The 14668-nt window shown below is 52.2% G+C and carries 12 protein-coding genes; 2 read left to right on the forward strand and 10 right to left on the reverse strand.

The annotated features are described in order from the left end of the window. Positions 1-27 precede the first annotated feature (27 nt). Genes A6R74_RS01980 through A6R74_RS01990 form a run of 3 tightly spaced genes read right to left on the reverse strand, consistent with a single transcriptional unit; the run spans position 28 to position 3394 of the window. Complete coding sequence (locus A6R74_RS01980) at positions 28-999, reverse strand: alpha-L-glutamate ligase-like protein (protein ID WP_064232798.1); 972 nt, start codon at positions 997-999, stop codon at positions 28-30. Continuing rightward, positions 996-2519, reverse strand: coding sequence for an inactive transglutaminase family protein (locus A6R74_RS01985; RefSeq protein ID WP_064232800.1), 1524 nt, complete (start codon positions 2517-2519; stop codon positions 996-998). The genes A6R74_RS01980 and A6R74_RS01985 overlap by 4 nt, the downstream gene beginning before the upstream one ends. 38 nt (positions 2520-2557) lie before the next feature. After that, the gene (locus A6R74_RS01990; protein WP_064232802.1) at positions 2558-3394 is read right to left on the reverse strand and encodes an ATP-dependent zinc protease family protein; all 837 of its coding nucleotides are present in this window, start codon (positions 3392-3394) and stop codon (positions 2558-2560) included. Positions 3395-3647: 253 nt separating this feature from the next. On the opposite strand from A6R74_RS01990, the gene A6R74_RS01995 reads away from it, so the two are divergent. Then, positions 3648-4178: a DUF3833 domain-containing protein gene (locus tag A6R74_RS01995; protein WP_064232803.1), complete on the forward strand. Its 531-nt coding sequence runs from the start codon at positions 3648-3650 to the stop codon at positions 4176-4178. Between the two features lie 128 nt (positions 4179-4306). Here A6R74_RS01995 and A6R74_RS02000 read toward each other — a convergent pair whose 3' ends face one another. From A6R74_RS02000 to gorA, 4 genes are all read right to left on the reverse strand, one after another. Then, positions 4307-4696 carry an ectoine synthase gene (locus A6R74_RS02000; RefSeq protein ID WP_007114243.1) on the reverse strand — a complete coding sequence of 130 codons (390 nt, stop codon included), beginning with the start codon at positions 4694-4696 and terminating at the stop codon, positions 4307-4309. A 106-nt stretch (positions 4697-4802) separates the two neighbouring features. Next, positions 4803-6071, reverse strand: coding sequence for a diaminobutyrate--2-oxoglutarate transaminase (gene ectB, locus A6R74_RS02005; RefSeq protein WP_064232804.1), 1269 nt, complete (start codon positions 6069-6071; stop codon positions 4803-4805). Positions 6072-6182: 111 nt separating this feature from the next. Continuing rightward, complete coding sequence (gene ectA, locus A6R74_RS02010) at positions 6183-6761, reverse strand: diaminobutyrate acetyltransferase (RefSeq protein WP_064232805.1); 579 nt, start codon at positions 6759-6761, stop codon at positions 6183-6185. Positions 6762-6957: 196 nt separating this feature from the next. Beyond that, complete coding sequence (gene gorA / locus A6R74_RS02015) at positions 6958-8340, reverse strand: glutathione-disulfide reductase (protein ID WP_064232806.1); 1383 nt, start codon at positions 8338-8340, stop codon at positions 6958-6960. A gap of 290 nt (positions 8341-8630) precedes the next feature. Between gorA and can the strand changes: the two genes are divergently transcribed. Next, positions 8631-9278 carry a carbonate dehydratase gene (gene can, locus A6R74_RS02020; RefSeq protein ID WP_064232807.1) on the forward strand — a complete coding sequence of 216 codons (648 nt, stop codon included), beginning with the start codon at positions 8631-8633 and terminating at the stop codon, positions 9276-9278. Positions 9279-9359: 81 nt separating this feature from the next. On the opposite strand, the gene A6R74_RS02025 is transcribed toward can, so the two are convergent. The 3 genes from A6R74_RS02025 to tamB are packed head-to-tail and all read right to left on the reverse strand — an operon-like array spanning position 9360 to position 14663. Next, positions 9360-9887, reverse strand: coding sequence for a c-type cytochrome (locus tag A6R74_RS02025; RefSeq protein ID WP_064232808.1), 528 nt, complete (start codon positions 9885-9887; stop codon positions 9360-9362). Between the two features lie 46 nt (positions 9888-9933). Next, a complete protein-coding gene (gene msrA, locus A6R74_RS02030) occupies positions 9934-10578 on the reverse strand; it encodes a peptide-methionine (S)-S-oxide reductase MsrA (RefSeq protein ID WP_064232809.1) in 645 nt (214 codons plus the stop codon). A gap of 11 nt (positions 10579-10589) precedes the next feature. Beyond that, entirely contained in the window at positions 10590-14663 is a 4074-nt protein-coding gene (tamB, locus tag A6R74_RS02035) for an autotransporter assembly complex protein TamB (protein WP_082906554.1), read from the reverse strand. Positions 14664-14668: the final 5 nt, after the last annotated feature.

Here is a 14668-nt window from a genome sequence, read left to right on the forward strand (position 1 = left end):
TAGTGTCAGGGCTTTCTACCCGCTCCACTATCTACCAAGTTCACTTTGCCGCGCAAAATGGTGCTGGGCAAAAGCCACACGCTGTTTGGCTGGCACGCCATCAGGCTGACGCTCAATGAGATCCAGGCGGCGGCGCAAACCTTCGCCATTGGTCATTTGAATGGCCAAGCCAGGACGCGCGTTCAGCTCAAGTAGCATTGGGCCATGCTTACGATCCAGCACCATATCAGTACCCAGGTAGCCAAGCCCGGTCATTTCATAACAGCCCGCCGCCAAATTGAGCAGCGTTTCCCACTGGGGGACGACTAAACTTGCCAGATCATGGCCGGTATCCGGGTGGCTAAAGCAGGGCCGATCAAACTGAACCGCGCGTAGGGCAGCCCCGGTGGCTATATTTAGGCCTACTCCTACCGCACCTTGGTGCAGGTTAGCTTTGCCGTCGGACGCCGCGGTGGAAAGGCGCATCATGGCCATAACGGGGTAACCTTTAAAAACGATTACCCTAATATCAGGAACCCCTTCATAGGTGTAATCCATCAGGCTTTCATCGAAATTAATCAGCGTTTCGATCACCGCCACGTCAGGCGAGCCGCCTAGGGAGTAGAGTCCAGACAAAATATTCGACACATGCCGCTCAACATCGGTAAGCGAGAGCTTGGCACCACTTGGCTTGATAAAGGCATTATCTTCGACTTTTTCAACCACCAAAATACCTTTACCGCCGCTCCCTTTGGCAGGCTTGATAACAAAACCTGCGTGGCCGGTGAGCATTTCACCAATATGCTTAACGCCAAACTGAGTGGTCACGGTACCAATCAGTTCGGGGCTAGTAATCCCATACTGCTGGGCCAATAGTTTGGTTTTAAGCTTGTCATCGACCAGAGGGTAAAGGCGGCGCTTGTTGTATCGGCCAATATAGCGAATATTGCGCCGATTCATACCAATAATGCCTTTATCCCGCAAACGTGTGGGCCACGTCCAGTTGTTCAGCCAGCTCATGAGGGTTTCTCATCATCAGTGATTGGCTTGAAGCGGCGTAGCTCCAGTAAGCGGTAACCGGTGTAATTGCCCAGCAGCAAAATCAGCGCCATCAATATCAACTGCACTCCCAGAAAGTTGAACGTGATGTGACGCACCCAAGGGTTATTCATCGCCAGGTAAGCAAGAATAGCCGTAATTAAACTACCACCACCTTGGATTAACACCTGCTTAGGGCCTTCCTCTTCCCATAAAATCGACATCCGCTCGATCGTCCAAGCCAGGATAATCATCGGGAAGAAAGTAATCGTTAAGCCCGCACTGAGCCCCATGCGGTAGGCCAACACGGTGAAGATCGAGATAATCGCAATCACCGTAATGATCACCGCCGAGACCCTGGCCACCAGTAATAGATTTAAGTAAGAGAGGTAGTTACGAATAACCAGCCCCACGGCAACGATAAGCAGGAAGCCAATCAAACCTGTAGGCAGGGTGGTTTGTATGAAGGCGAGAGCGATCAACACCGGCATAAAGGTACCGGACGTTTTAATGCCCACCAATACACGTAAAAACACTACCATTAACGCGCCAATGGGAATCAGCAAGATAGTCTGGAAAAGTGCTTGCTCTTCCAGTGGCAGGCTGTGAATAGAGAAATTCAGCAGCGTGTCTTCAGAGTAGTGGTTGCGCACCGCCGCCGAGGCCGGCTGGTCGTGGGTCATCATTGAGAACGTAACCCGAGAATTTGTGCCGCCTTGAACCTCCAATACGGCTCTACCACCGGTTTCCCAAAGCAGTAAATTGTCCGGCTTACCTTGCTCGCCCGTTAGTGGGTGAAAAATAGTCCACTCTTCGCCTGGCTCGTCAAACACCTGAATCCAACTGCTGAGCGTTTGGCGACGACGACCATCTTCCAACAGCAGGCCGCTCACCTCACGGGCCTGAACGCCCGCCTGGTTAAGTAGCCGCACCACCAGTGCCGCCGGATTTTCTTGTGTGAGCAAAAGCCGCGCGTTTTCCTCCTGACGCTCACCATTAATGTCGCGAATTAGCTCGCGAGCGAAAGTGGCATTGTTGGCGCTGCGTGCCCAGGCCTGTTCAATCAGTTGGCTGGCCGCCGTGTCGTAGGGACTTTCCCAAGGCGTAGTAATGGATACGCCGGGGGGAGTCTGTATCGGTGAGCGAGCATCTTCCGATACTAACATTTGCACAGAGTAGTAGAGCGTTTGACTGCCCACCGCTTGACGAATTGTCCAGCTGGCAGTACGACCTAATTCATCCGCCTGATAAGCAAGCCCATAGCCTGACGATGCGGTGTTTTCAGTCAGTACACGATAGCCTGCCTGATGAGAGGGCAGTGCCAAGTCGACCTGTACAGGGCCATCTTGTGCATTGAAGTTAATGCCAGCCTCAATTTCCCACACCTGGCGTTGTTCGCCGGGCAGCCAGGGGATTTCAAACTGCACATGGCGATGCACGCTGGTCGCAATACCTGCGACCAGTAAAAAGCCGACAATAATATAAAACATTAACCGTGACATGGAGATTCCTTTCTACGTAAAACGTCAGGGGAGAGCAGTTATTCTTCAGTATCATCTTCGTCAACTGCTTCATCTTCAGCAGCTTGGTCGGCGGGCTCACCGCCAGGAAACTCAGGGCGGTCATGCAAATAAGTATCAGCCACGTCAATCACCGCAATATCCATCAAAAAACGCCGCCCAAGCAGCACGGGATAATCTAGATGAGAGCGATCATTGAGCGTGAATTCGACATTTTCACGAATTGGCCCTAAGGTCATTAATAGCGAAATGACCGGGCGCGAGTCTTCCCCCGAAGCTTGAACAATACGCACTCGACGAACAATGGGTGCTTCAATCCACTCATCACGCTGTGACTCAACGGCCACGTCATCTTCGTTAAGTGCCAACTTGAAACGCACCCAGTTTTCACCATCACGTTCGAAACGAGTGATCTCTGCGGCAGACAGTGACGACGTGTTGGCACCAGAATCGACTCGTGCCTTGAGATAGGTACCCAGACTCGGTAGCCCAACCCATTCACTGCGGCCTAGCAGTGTTTTGGTGGTCAAGCTCTGATCAATTTCACACTCTTCACGAATGATGACAGGTTCTTCACCTCGGGCTTCCAACTGCTGCACATCTTGGCGAAGGTAGCGCAGCAAACTGCCCACTTCACGCATATCAGCAGTGAGTGCCTGCTGGTGATCAAGCTGGCGTTCCTGTAGTTCCGAATGGGTATCGCATTGCTGGGTTAGCTGGCTCTCTAATTCCAGGATACGAGAGTTGAATGAGGCTTCGCTTAGAGGAGGCGGTTGATTCGTTTCCGGCTGGGTTGCTGCACAGCCTGTGATCGAGAGCGACAAGCCAGCTATAAGCCACAAAACACCTGGGCGCATAACGAGAGATATCCTTGGACAATAGGTTGGGGAATGATAAGGAGATGGGGGGCGAGTGTCCAACGCCATCATGGCTTTTCGAACATCTAGTTTTCGGACACCTATTACAGACGACCAAAATGCGCTATTTAACATAATATATATTAAGCGAACCCAAGAGGTGCCAGTAGTCACAGGCACTTAGGTGCTCTATGCTATAAAAATACTCTACCATAACTGTACCTAAATCCATTCAAATATAGGAAATGCACCTATGACCCGCTCCCTGCGCATTAGTTTTTTCACACTATTCTTCTTGCTGGCTGGTTGTGCTGGCGTTGATATTGAGGACTACGCCGATACTGAACCTCGTTTGGATATCGCAGAGTACTTTGCGGGCACCACCCGAGCCTGGGGCATGGTGCAGGATTACTCCGGCGAGGTACAGCGACGTTTTACCGTAGATATCCAAGGCACCTACGAAAATGGCAGCCTGACGCTGGATGAATCTTTCGTTTTTTCAGATGGTGAAACAGATCGCCGCGTTTGGACATTTGAGCGCATCGATGAACATCGCTGGATTGGCACCGCCGACGACGTGGAAGGTCAAGTTGAGGCACGCCAATATGGTCATGCCTTCCACATGCGCTATCCGCTAGAGATCGAAATTGATGGTCGGATGATCTCATTTACCATGGATGACTGGATGTACCTTCAGCCGGATGGCCGTTTGATCAATCGAACCGCCATGCGTAAATTTGGCTTTACGCTGGGTGAAATTACGCTCGTATTTGAAAAATCATAAGTGCTTGTTAAAAAAGTATTTAATCACAGAAATATAAACACTTAGCAAAAAAGCAGCCTACTGTCGCAGGCTGCTTTTTCTGTTGCTCGTCCACTCTTGAGACAGCAACACGTTGTTACTCACTGTCGCTATTCAGAAGGTGCGTAAGAGCCATCTTCTTGGTGAACTTCGTTGCCCGTGATCGGCGGTGTAAATACACATGCTAAGTGCATGGTTTTGTGGGCACGCAACAGATGTTCATCGTGCTGGTCAAGTATGTAAATATCACCCGGCTTGATAGGCCAAATCTTGCCATCCGCGAGTGTTTCCACCTCGCCTTCGCCTTCGATGCAGTACACAGACTCATAGTGATGTTTGTAATGAATATGTGTCTCAGTGCCTTCGAAAATTCGTGTGATATGAAAAGAAAAGTTCCCGCCGTCATTGGCCAACACAAGGCGCGTGCTGTCCCAGTTACCATTTTCAGCAGTCACTAGACGCTCTGTTTTACGCGCTTCTTCAATGTTACGAACGATCATAGGAGTACTCCGTTGCAAAGCGGCTGGCGACTACCAGCCGCTATATCCCTAACTAAAAAACCTGTGAGCTTACTGTTTCAGCGTAACACCTAATTCTAGTGGCAAGTTACTCGCTAGCAACAGCTTTGACACACATTTCGAGAATATCCAAGCCTTCCAGCAAGTCTTCATCGCTAATGGTTAGCGGGCACAGGCACTTAACCACTTCACCGTCCTGGCCACTGGTTTCAATCACCAGACCGTGCTCAAACGCTTTGCTGGTAATTTTATCGGCAATGTCACCTGACTCGACATCGATACCACGCATCAAGCCACGGCCACGCTCAGTAGCTGGCATGCCGTGCTCAGTCAATAGCGCCGCTAACTTCTGGAAACGTTCTTCTACAATACGCCCTTTACGCTGAACATCGCGTTCAAAGGTGTCATTAGACCAGTATTTTTTCAACGCTGCGGTGGCGGTCACCATTGCCAAGCTAAAACCACGAAAAGTGCCGTTATATTGGCCTGGCTTCCATTTATCCAGCTCTGGGCGCATCAACACATGCGCAAATGGCAGGCCGAACCCGGAGAGCGATTTCGAGTTGGTAATAATGTCGGGCGTAATACCCGCATGCTCAAAGCTAAAGAATTTACCTGTGCGACCACAACCTGCCTGGATATCGTCAATAATCAGCAGAATATCGTGGGCGTGACAGATACCTTCAAGGCGCTTCAGCCACTCCAGGCCAGCTACGTTAATACCGCCCTCGCCTTGCACGGTTTCAATGATGACACCAGCTGGGATATCCAGACCACCAGATTTATCGCCAAGCAGCTTTTCAAAATAATCCAGGGTATCGGTGTGCTCACCCATGTAGCCATCGTAAGGTAGAAAGCTTGCGCCTTGGGTGGGTATACCGCCAGTGGCTTCACGGAATTTACGATTACCCGTGGTCGCCAAAGCCCCCATGGTGACACCGTGAAAACCATTGGTGAAGGTGACGATATTATGCCGACCTTTAGCCACTCGAGCTAAGCGAATAGCCGCTTCTACCGCATTGGTACCGGTTGGCCCAGGTAGGTGTACTTTGTAGTCGAGCCCACGTGGCTTGAAGATAATTTTTTCAAGCGTTTCTAAATAATCACGTTTGGCATTAGTCCACATGTCCAAACCGTGAACGACACCATCAGTTGACAGGTAGTCGATCATCGCTTGTTTCATATGCGGGTTATTATGGCCGTAGTTAAGCGTGCCCGCGCCGGCAAGGAAGTCAATGTACTCACGGCCATTCTCATCGGTTAGGCGCGCATTTTGCGCCTTGGTAAACACCACCGGAAATGAACGAGAATAAGTACGTACATTGGATTCCATGCGTTCAAGCGTCTGGGTCTGCATTGCGACCTCCTTGGTTAATCATTTTGCCTTTAGGCGTTAAACGTTACTTGCCCAGAGCAACATAAGCGGGAAAACAGTCAATCCAACACATGTGCCTAGCAAAAACACGTATTAGATGCGATCGGTTTGAAACGGGCCAATGCGCACGAGGTTTTCCGGATCATGCTCTCCTCCGAGCTGTTCGGTAGAGAAGTATTCGCGACTATTGAGCGGCGCATGCCAGCGCGCCGCCAAACGGCGAAACAAGCCCCAAGAGGCTAGATTGTCAGGCGTGATGGTGGTTTCAAGGTGATGCACATCATCAAGCTCGGGGCGCGACATAATGGCCTCGACTAAGCGGCGTGCTAATCCAGTGCCACGGGCTTTTTCACCAACAGCCACTTGCCATAAAAAGTAGGTGTCGGGGGCATTGTCCTTGACATAACCAGACACAAAACCCACGACTTCACCTTCTTCATTGGTTGCAACTGCACAGGTATCACGAAACTGGGTGGCGAGTAACAGGTAGGCATAGGCTGAATTCACATCCAGCGGGGGGCAAGCTTTAATAAGCTCGTAAACCCCCCAGCCGTCATCAGCATTAGGTTTGCGAATAAAGAGTGGCGTCTCTGCATGACCGACAACGGCATCAGCGACTGTCGGCCGTGCAAGGTCGGCAGAGGGGGTAAATGGTGGTGTCGGCGTACTCATAGTTATGCTTCGCTGTAGCGAATTTGAAGTTCATTATAACAGTTGCTTATGAGCAATTCAAAAATCATATTATTCTCTGCCTCACTTTCCATAAAATTTTGTTATGAACGAACAGGGCGAATTCGCCGCTCATGGCAACCTTTTCGCCACTGTCGCTTATAGAATATAACAGACCAACCTCACGCTTTTTATGCACTTACCGGCGAGTGAGCGTACGCAGCGTGACAAACTCCTCAGCACCGGTAGGGTGAATGCCCACGGTGCGGTCAAAGTCCTGCTTGGTAAGGCCTGCTCTTACCGCAATGGCAACGCCCTGAATGATTTCCCCCGCATCGTCACCAACCATATGGGCTCCCACCACCACGTCAGTTTCATCATCCACAATCAGTTTCATCAGCGTACGCTCTTGGCTACCCGACAGCGTGTGTTTCATGGCACGAAAATCGGTGCTGTACACACGTATATGGGTAAATTTATCCCGCGCAGCCTGTTCAGAGAGCCCTACGGTTCCAATATTGGGATGGCAAAAAACGGCGGTTGGTATCGTCGTGTAATCCAATGGCTTGGGAGGCGTATCGGCAAAATGGACATCAACAAGCTGCATGGCCTCTGCCAACGCCACTGGCGTGAGCTCAGGCCCAGCGATTAGATCGCCTAACGCCAGCACGGAAGGCAACACTGTTTCAAACCGCTCGTTAACAGGGATTTTGCCAGACTCATCCAAGCTTAACCCCAATGCTTCAAGTCCTAAATCACCCACATTGGCTTTCCTCCCAGTGGCTGCGAGCACCACATCGACTTCAAGCACATCGCCACTGGTAAGGTGAACGTTGTAGGCATCTTGGCTGGGTTCAATACGCTCAATGTTGGTGTTGAAGTGAATATTGACGCCCTTTCTTTGCATTTCGGCACAGGTGAACTCGCGAACCTGTTGATCAAAGCCTTTCAAAAACATGTCGCCGCGATAGATAAGATGCGTCTCACTGCCCAGTCCATTAAAGATGCTGGAAAATTCCACCGCAATATAGCCACCGCCCAAGACCAGAAAACGCTTGGGGAAGGTATCCAGATCAAATATCTGATTGGAATCCAAGGCGTGTTCATTGCCAGGAAAATCGGGCACCCAAGGCCATCCACCGGTAGCAAGGAGAATTTTCTGCGCCGTCACCGATGTATCGCCATGCTCGCCACTTAAGGTTACCGTATGAGCGTCAGCCAAGCGTGCGCGGGCGTTGAACAGCGTAACCCCAGCACCTTCCAGCATGCGCTGATAAATGCCATTAAGGCGTTTAATTTCGCTGATTTTATTATCCCGCAGCGTGGCCCAATCAAAGCTGGCGGGGCCTGGTAGCTGCCAACCAAAACCGGCAGCATCGTCAAAGCTGTCATGAAAATGAGCAGCGTAGGAGTAGAGCTTTTTGGGCACACAACCAACGTTGACGCAGGTTCCTCCCAAGTAGCGATCTTCGGCAATCGCCACCTTGGCGCCGGTGGCGGCAGCCATACGCGCCGCGCGAACACCCCCAGAGCCTGCGCCGATCACCAGAAGGTCATATTCGTATTCAGAAACGTCTGCCATGCTTTGCTCCTGGGGAGTTAAAATTTGTATAAATAGTTAAGATTTGTATAAATAGTTAAGATTTGTATAGATAGCTAGGATTTGTATCAATCAATAGTCGTAATGCCCATCACCTTAGTGCGGCAGTTGACCTGACCGCCTAGGGAGGTTAAAACCTTCCTCTGCTATTTTGTACTGGCGAATATTTGTACTAGCTCATAGCTTAGACAGTGACTAATTTTATACTGAGTAGGGTTTGATATTTCGTTTACCTACCAGCCATTTGCCCCCTCAACCTTACTGGAGACGCTATGTCTGACCCTATAGCCACACTACTCGATAATAATCGCGCCTGGGCTGAGCGCATGTGCGAAGAAGACCCCGACTACTTTAAACGCCTCTCGAACCAGCAAAACCCGGATTATTTATGGATTGGCTGCTCCGACAGCCGAGTGCCTGCGAACCAAATTATCGCTCTCCCGCCTGGAGAGGTTTTCGTCCATCGTAACGTCGCCAACCTGCTTCACCATACCGATATGAATGCCCTCTCGGTGGTTCAGTTTGCGGTGGATGTTCTTAAAGTCAGCCATATCATGGTTGTCGGTCACTATGGTTGTGGGGGCATTAAGGCCGCTATGATGGGCGGTGAATGCGGCGTGGTGGATTACTGGCTACATTCGGTGCGCGAACAGTATAACCACCACCGGAGCTCGCTGGATCATCTCCCGCTTGAGGATCAAATCGATCGCATGTGCGAGCTCAACGTTAAAGCCCAGGTGAATAGTTTATGCCGCACCAAGATTTTGCAGCGCGCTTGGCAGCGTGGTCAGCAGATCTCCGTGCATGGCTGGGTCTATGGATTAAGCGATGGTCGTGTTAAAGACCTGAACTGCACCGTCAGTGGCCTAGAACAAGTGGAAACACTTTACCGCATTGACCGCATCCAGCAAGGCGACTAGGCGCCCTTCCCTGCGTCTACTTTTCAAGTAGCTATTCTCCAAGAGCTATTCTCCAAAACTTATCTAAGACCTACCGCTACGCTAGTCGTAGCGGTAGGCACGATGACAGCTCTTGCAGCTCGCGCCTACCTCTGAAAGCGCGCGTGCAGTGTCACGGGGATTCTGTTGTTCGGCGACGTCAATCAAGTGAGTGATTTTATCCTCAAGGTCGGTAAAACCGGCGGCGAAATCGTCCCACTCTTCCCAAATAGAGGCCTTCGCTTCGGATCCACTGCCGTGGGTGCTTTCAATAAACGCAGGCAGTAAACGTTGGGCACTGGCGCGCTCCTGCAGCTCAAGTAAGCGCGGCGAGGCGGCTTCAAAATCCTGGTTGTTAACCAGGTCAAAGCGCAGCTGACGCACCAGGCTTTCAATATCTTTGAGCTCCTCGCGACGCCAAATCACGGCTTCGCGTTCGCTTGCAAAGGGCGTGTCGCTAACAGCCTGCGGCATAGTTAACACACTTACCTCCTCTCCAGACCAAGCCTGTGGCGTGCACAGCAGTAACGCTAAGGCGCTGACCACCGCGGCGTGTGGGGAAGCCCTCTTCAAACGATGTCGTTGCGGCATAGTGGCTTCCTATGATGGTTCTGTAATTGAGAATAAAAAAACGCTGTCAACCGATGGGGCAAGTGACGCCAGTGCCTTTCAAGCCGCAGTAGCCATTGGGATTTTTATCAAGGTACTGCTGATGATAAGCCTCTGCGTAATAAAACGTTTCCAGCGGTTTAATCTCAGTGGTGATCGCCCCCTTACCCGCTTTGTCGAGCGCCTGCTGATAGGTAGCCGCGCTCTGCTCTGCTGCTGCTTGCTGCGCTTGGTGGGTGGTAAAAATGGCAGAACGGTACTGAGAGCCAATATCGTTACCCTGGCGATTTCCCTGGGTTGGATCGTGCTGTTCCCAAAAGACCTGCAACAGCGTTTCAAGATCGACTTGCTTAGGGTCATAAATTACCCGCACCACTTCGGTGTGGCCAGTACGCCCCGTGCATGTCTCATCGTAGGTGGGGTTAGGCGTCTCGCCACCGGCATAACCTGCCGCAGTGACGAAGACTCCGGGCAACTGCCAAAACAGACGCTCAACGCCCCAGAAGCAGCCCATACCCAGCACGATCTCCTCATGTCCTTCTGGGAATGGTGGGTGTAGCGAATGGCCGTTAATGGTGTGGACATCGCTTGTCTGTATCGGGGCATCGCGCCCCGGCAACATACGGCTAGCACTTGAATTCGTATTTGAAAACGTATTTGAAAACAATGACATTTCGCCCTCACTTATTGCTGCTGAATGATTTCAGGATTACCGGAACGGGTAAAGGTGTAGATCAAATCCACCGCTTGGCTGGTACCCGATACGGCCTGTACGTAAAGGTTACGCCATAGGGTGTAACGTAGTGTTAGTTCGGCAATCGGCGAGAAAATTCCCACGCCGTAACTGATCCTGAGATCGTCGGTAAGTTGGCCGCTGACAGCGACTTGGCTGTCGTCACCGGCTCCGGCGGTATCCAGGGTTAAATCGTCAATGCCGAAGGCCTCACCAATGGAGCCCACCGCGCCACCGGTTCGCCCTAATGACATGCCTATCAGCGCGGTTGTCAGTGCACTATCCATACCGCCACCTGAGGCATCCGGTGCGCGCCCCCGTAACAGGTAAGAGAGCGCACGGGATTCATCCATTGCCGGTTCAGAAAAGATCAGTACATTCGGTGCTTCGGCGCTGCCTGTTACCCGTAAGCCCGCGATGACATCATCTTCGGTCACGTCAGGATTGCGAATGGCCTCGAAATCGAGCGTAGGTAGCCCCGGAGGCCCGCTAAACAGCAGTTCGCCGCGGCGAATAACCAAGTCTTGACCGAATGCTTGGAAACGACCATCGACTAAATTAACATCGCCGAACAGCTGCAACGCCCCACTGCTTTGGCGAATTTCCAGCGCACCGCCTAATCCGGACTCAAGACCGTAGGCTGAAATTTGCATATCGCGTCCCAACGTTAAGGTCACCAGCACATCAATAGCCATGCCAGTAGCGGCAAGTTCATCTGCAGCGCTGGGGCCATCCCCATTGGCTGCCGCACGTTGGGCCTCTATTTCCGCCTGGCGATCGTCACGCTCGGTAATAATTATTTCGTCGCCACTCGGGGTGACGGCCGACGAGGGCATATCGCCAATTTCAAGACGTGCCCAGGGTAAATTGACATCCCCCCTCACTTGCAGCCTTTCCGGCGTAACTCGGATACGGATATTAGGAGCTACCTCAAGCCGACCGAACTGGGGCAGCACGACCAGGATAGGCGCTTGTACTGCATTCAGGTCAACACCAACACGCCAATCATCGCCGCTTGGCCAATAGGCATCACCGGTAATATCTAAACGCCCGCGCTCAGCGGCCAGATAGCCATCAATATCCCCCTGCTCGCCGTCGAAAGAGACCACCAGTTCACCATCTTGAATATCGACTGGAATATCCGGGCCACTTACGCCAATACCCCGTAGCCCAAGCTGACCCTGTAAATCAGGCTGAGCAGTCGATCCGGAAATTTGCACGCTGCCGCTAAGACCGCCTTCCAATCGATCCATTCCCACCAACATGGGCCGATAGGGTTGCAGCGACACATTGGTTGCGCGCAGCTCTCCTGATAATGCGCCTGCCCCTAATGGGTCGTTAACCGACAGATCTAAGTTGAGGTCTCCCGCCTCGGCAAGCGAGAGCGATACATTGGCATTTGCCTGGGCTTGGGTGGCTTCAATCTGAGCATCTAAATTAATCTCAGGCAGTGAGACAGGTTGGCCATAATCATTAACGGCGGTAATCGCCAATTCACTGAGAATTCGTAGATCTGCCTGCCACTGGGCACCGCCCTGACGCCAGTTGACGACAACATCCGCCGTTGTATCTCCCTCTAACTGCCACTCTTCTGGCAAAAAAGGCTCCAGCATTTCCATTGGCACTTCACGCACCGAAAGCACAGCATTGCCTTGCTGCGCAGAGGCAATGATTTCCTCTTCTGAACAGACCAGCCCGCCCTGCTCACGGCGCAGGCAGAACGGCGACAAGCGCGCCGCGCCATTAGTCAGGTTGTAGCGCAGGTCGAGAGGCGCTTCAAGGCGAATATCCCCCGCCTCAGAGTCAACCTCCAACGGTGTTACACGTGCTTGATACAGCTGGCTTTGCTGGTCAAAACGGCCATTCAAGGCTAGCTGCGCACGGCTGAGAGAACTGTTATTGGCGCCTTGGGCGCTCAACTCAAGCTGATGCTCAGAGAGACGTCCTGCAAGGTTGGCCTCAATGTTTGCCAGCGACTGCCCACCAGCATTGACGTTTTGTAACACCAGTTGGACGTCGAGGGTAGGGTCATCGATGCCCTGTACATTGGCATCCAGCGTTAACCGCTCAACGCGGTTATCGCCAAAACGTACGCCATCGCCCTGTAAATTGGCGAGTACTTGGGGCTGGTTAAAACTGCCGCTCGCCTCTAGCGTACCCACGATAGTGCCCGCCAAGTCTGGCGAGAGGGTTTGCAGCTGACGCAGTGCAATATCAGCATTTAACGACATAGCCTGTTCACTGATTTGCCCCGCTGCTTGTAAGCGATTATCACCTTGGGTGAACAGCAGTTCGTCAATATCCAGTTCCAGGTTGCTGTTAGCGTCAAAGGCCGCTTGCAGAGTTAACGGGTAGTCGCGCAGTTCACCGTCGATCGCTAAGTTGGGCACGCTAATGGCCCACAGATCCCCTTGCTGGCGGAGCCTAAGCTCAATGTCGCCGTTTAAATCGCCCTCTAGCTGATCGACGAAGTGGGCCGGATTAAACTGATCTAAACGAATGGTCGTGTTGACCTGTAGCGGTGCTACCCAACTGATATTGCCTTCGCTGCGCAGGGAGCTTTCGTCGACCACGAGGGTGAGAGGTTGCCAGCTAAACTGCTCAAGATCACCCTCTCCGTCGACGTTAATTTGCGTACGCGGCAGGCTGGGGCCCTCAACCGCCATAGCAAGTTGCGCGCTATAATCGCTAAGGTTTCCGGTTATTTGTAGACTCAGGTCATCAACTATATAGGGGGCAGGGGCAACATCGCCATCGCCTTGGGTAGTCTCTTCTTCGCTGCTGTCATCTATACGCTCAACGCTGCTGTCAGTTTCGCTTGCAGGCAGCGGCCACTGGACTTGATCGCTTTGCAACTGTAGTTGAAACGGTAGCGTTGGTGCTAGCGCGTCGACTTGACCGCTTAGTGACGCATTGACTGCACCAGATGCCTCCAACTGCGCTTCAAGTGCATCCAGTGTGCCAGACAGCGTTAACGTTAACGTCTCGCCACTAAGTTGAGGATAAATCTCAGGCAAAAACAACGCTACGTCTAAGCGGGCATCGAGTGGATAGTTACCGCTTAAGGTTGCGTTAGCCGTTAACTCAGCCTCAGCATCCGGGGTAACCACGGAAAGCTCGGTTAACTCAACGTTATTGCCCTCGGTTAGTAGCCCAAGCCGCAATCGCTCCACGCGGTACTCGGCAGCCCCTTCCAGCCGAAAATCGTTGAGGGTAAATTCAGGTAGCTGAATATCGACCGGGAGCGTAATTTCGGGTAATTCCAGGCGCTCGCGTGTTTCGAACTGCTCTTCAAGCGGCTCAACTGCCGCTACTGCCTCTTGTTGCGGCTGGTTGAGCAATATAGCGGCATCAATGGAGGCGGCATCAAGCGGCGTTTGTATACCCTGCGTTAGCCGGATCCCCGGCGATGGGGGTAAATAGACGCGGGGCTGCTCCAGGTGCGTTGGCGAAAAGCGCACTTGATTGCCTTCAGCAATGGCCGCCGAGCTTAAAGATTGCCACGCTACCTCGGTACCATCGGCTAACCGCAGGCTGACATCGTCCAGTAGTAGCGAACGCAGTTCGATGGGAAAAGGAAAGCGAATAGCCAGCGGCGCCCCCTCCTCGGGAGGTGGCGCCTGCTCGCTGGGTGAACCTAGTCGAACATCGGCGCCCACCACACGCAGTGTGTCGATACATAAGCGCCCAGAAAGCACACAGTCATTCGCCCACTGGAGTTCAAACTCATCCACGCTTATGCGGGTTTCTCCCAGCTGCAGTTGAAAACCCTCGAGCTGAAAATGGTCTAGTAAGCCGCCTTCATGATGGGCGTAGGAGAATACATCACGCTGCTCACCCTGCGAGAGCAGTATCCCAGTGCCCCAAGGAGATAACACTATCCCAACCACTAACGCCGCAATGCCGAATAGCCAAATGGGCAGCACAATAATAAGACGTATAAGGCTCCAGAGTAGAAGCCAAGCGCGATATTTGGGAGACAACATACGGCGTTTATCAGATGTAGCTGGTTCAACCTGCGACAAGTCTC

It is taken from the genome of Halomonas sp. ALS9, from assembly GCF_001651035.1.
Classification (GTDB): Bacteria; Pseudomonadota; Gammaproteobacteria; order Pseudomonadales; family Halomonadaceae; genus Vreelandella.

Coding starts and splice junctions, on each gene's coding strand:
- A6R74_RS01980 (WP_064232798.1), bottom strand. CDS start 999: ATGAGCTGGCTGAACAACTGGACGTGGCCCACACGTTTGCGGGATAAA.
- A6R74_RS01985 (WP_064232800.1), bottom strand. CDS start 2,519: ATGTCACGGTTAATGTTTTATATTATTGTCGGCTTTTTACTGGTCGCA.
- A6R74_RS01990 (WP_064232802.1), bottom strand. CDS start 3,394: ATGCGCCCAGGTGTTTTGTGGCTTATAGCTGGCTTGTCGCTCTCGATC.
- A6R74_RS01995 (WP_064232803.1), top strand. CDS start 3,648: ATGACCCGCTCCCTGCGCATTAGTTTTTTCACACTATTCTTCTTGCTG.
- A6R74_RS02000 (WP_007114243.1), bottom strand. CDS start 4,696: ATGATCGTTCGTAACATTGAAGAAGCGCGTAAAACAGAGCGTCTAGTG.
- ectB (WP_064232804.1), bottom strand. CDS start 6,071: ATGCAGACCCAGACGCTTGAACGCATGGAATCCAATGTACGTACTTAT.
- ectA (WP_064232805.1), bottom strand. CDS start 6,761: ATGAGTACGCCGACACCACCATTTACCCCCTCTGCCGACCTTGCACGG.
- gorA (WP_064232806.1), bottom strand. CDS start 8,340: ATGGCAGACGTTTCTGAATACGAATATGACCTTCTGGTGATCGGCGCA.
- can (WP_064232807.1), top strand. CDS start 8,631: ATGTCTGACCCTATAGCCACACTACTCGATAATAATCGCGCCTGGGCT.
- A6R74_RS02025 (WP_064232808.1), bottom strand. CDS start 9,887: ATGCCGCAACGACATCGTTTGAAGAGGGCTTCCCCACACGCCGCGGTG.
- msrA (WP_064232809.1), bottom strand. CDS start 10,578: ATGTCATTGTTTTCAAATACGTTTTCAAATACGAATTCAAGTGCTAGC.